Raw genomic sequence first — 1,756 nt, forward strand, 5'->3', positions numbered from 1 at the left:
ACGGCGTCCTGGACGGCGACGCCTCGCTGGGCACGCCGATCATCGGTGGAGTGTTCGGCGTCAGGTCGAGCAGCCAGCAGGATGTGAGCATCCCGCTGGACAGCATCCCGACCGTGCTGGGCGACAGGATCCTCGCGCACGAGGACGGGTTCGGCACCAACGCGGCGCACACGGCCCCCGGCGGGTATGCATGGCAGGGACTGTCCCTGCGCGCGATCGCCTGCGAGGTGATTCGCCAATGCACCAGCGCCAAGCCCGGCGGCACGCTCCCCATCGACCTGCCATGGCTCGGCGAGCGAGGCGGCCACCAGCGTACGGACTACCAGGACTGGGACGTACAGAACCAGTCCTGCAAGCAGATACTCACGAAGCTCGCGAACGTGAACGGCGGGCCCGACATACAGTTCAGGCCGTATCTATCGGATTCGCAGCACGTGCGATACCGGTTCGAGGCCGGGAGCGACGGCGACGTGTATCTCGGCCAGGAGACCGTGCACTCACTGGACTACCATCCATTGGGCGGCACCCTGGAGGATCTGAAGGTGGACCGCATGGCACCGGCACAGCGGTTCTACGCGACCGGCGCCGGGAGCGATAAGGCCACGGTCTGCTGTCTGGCCGAGGACCTGACCCTGTGCCGGCGGTCCGACCCGTGGCCGTTGCGCGAAGGCGTGTACAGCGATCCCGACGCGAAGAGCTGGGACGTCCTGAAATCGCACGCGCAGGCCAAGCTCGCCGCGAATTCCAAGCCTCTCATGCAACTATCCGGCACGATCGACGCGAACGACGTGGACGCTTCCGGCATGCCCCTGCACGCACCCGGCACGTTCTGGCCCGGCGAGATCTTCGAAATCTCCATAACCGGCTTCCCCGACCTGCCCGACGGGATCTACCGTCAGCGGCTCATGAAGATGAGCGGCGACCAGACCGGCAAGGTCACGCTCCTGTTCGACATCTGCGAAGATCCCTGCGCCTGACGCAGGGATCCCATGTTCTTTTTTGGAGGTCATCTCATGGCATTACATGGCGAGATCAACCCGTCCGGCCTCGATCTGCTGCTCGGCACGGGCCTCAACGCGTTGGAGGTCGCGACCGGTCTGCTCACCCGCAGAAGCGGCGGCGTGTGGATCGACACCGGCGACGGCGGTGGCATCCTCGCCGGCGGGGGCGCGTCCGATGGCGTCAACCGCGTCGACAAGGACGGCGTCCAACTGCCGTTGGTGGACACGAGCGGCATCGACAAGGCCGCGCAGGATGCGCGGAAGGCCGCCGCCGACGCCGCCGCGAAGGCGGACGAGGCGGTCAGGCGGGGCGAGCAGATCAGGCAGGACGCGCAGGCGGGCATCGACGACGCGCGCAGGCAGGCGCAGGCCGCCGCCGTCAAGGCCGACAAGGTCCGAACCGATCTCACCCAGCAGGTTCAAAACGTGAAGTCCGAAATGGATTCCGCAGTTGAAGCTGCCCAGACATCCGCCAATAAGGCACAGTCCGCAGCAGATGCAGCCCAGAAGGCAGCTGATAAGGCCAATGCGTCCACCGCTGGTCTGGACAAGACCGTGCAGGCGGTCGACGCCAAGGCCGTTGCTGCGAAACAGGCTGCCGCTGAAGCCCAGTCAAAGGCCGAGAACGTCGCATCTGACCTCGATTCCGCGAATGCCGTGATCGAACGGCATACGACAGAACTGGGCGAGCTGACGACGAAGGTCACCAATGCCGTCAAGAAGTCCGACAGTGCGCTGAGCGTGTCCACCGAGGC

The 1,756-nt window shown here is 65.8% G+C and carries 2 protein-coding genes; both read left to right on the forward strand.

The window, feature by feature from the left end:
• A partial coding sequence (locus AB5Z52_RS16885) for a hypothetical protein (protein WP_368267126.1) occupies window positions 1–977 on the forward strand: 977 nt, incomplete at its 5' end.
• A 36-nt stretch (window positions 978–1,013) separates the two neighbouring features.
• Window positions 1,014–1,756 (forward strand): hypothetical protein (locus AB5Z52_RS16890; protein WP_368267128.1); only part of this gene is annotated, 743 nt, incomplete at its 3' end.

Source organism: Enterococcus sp. RTP21361st1_A6_RTP21361_211029 (genome assembly GCF_040910045.1).
Taxonomy (GTDB): Bacteria; Bacillota; Bacilli; order Lactobacillales; family Enterococcaceae; genus Enterococcus_D; species Enterococcus_D gallinarum.